This is a genomic window from Metabacillus herbersteinensis (genome assembly GCF_042433335.1).
In the GTDB taxonomy this organism is placed as follows: Bacteria; Bacillota; Bacilli; order Bacillales; family Bacillaceae; genus Metabacillus; species Metabacillus herbersteinensis.
The window spans coordinates 1-544 of sequence record NZ_JBHLVO010000105.1; the positions used below are offsets into that span (position 1 = coordinate 1).

1 rRNA gene is annotated in these 544 nt (G+C 39.7%); it reads right to left on the minus strand.

What is annotated here, in order from left to right:
- Positions 1-97: ribosomal RNA gene (locus tag ACFFIX_RS27910) — 23S ribosomal RNA — on the minus strand; the annotation flags it as partial.
- Positions 98-544: the final 447 nt, after the last annotated feature.

The window sequence follows — 544 nt, forward strand, 5'->3', positions numbered from 1 at the left end:
GCTTACTTACAGCTCCCCGAAGCATATCGGTGTTAGTCCCGTCCTTCATCGGCTCCTAGTGCCAAGGCATTCACCGTGCGCCCTTTCTAACTTAACCCTCGGCGAACGATAAGCTTCGAATTTCTTCGTTGACTTCGCTTTTTCCGGTGCTCATGTACATAACCCGTACACTCCGCTCCTCAAAAACTCGTCGCCTCGAACTTCTCGCTTCTCGTTCGCCGATTTCAACACTAAATGTTGATGTTGTTAATTAAAAAGAATCTTAACAATTCGTTAATGTGTGTGTGAATTACTTGTTTACTGTTATCTAGTTTTCAAAGAACATGTATTTAAATATGTTTTATACCGTAAGGTATAAGCAACTCCACTAAACATAGTAAGAGTGTCTACAAACATATTCGTTATAATCTATAATAGAAAGACTTTATTCCGAAGGAATAAAAATAATCTCTCAAAACTAAACAAAAACCAAGTGTGCCTCAAAAATATTCCTTAGAAAGGAGGTGATCCAGCCGCACCTTCCGATACGGCTACCTTGTTACGA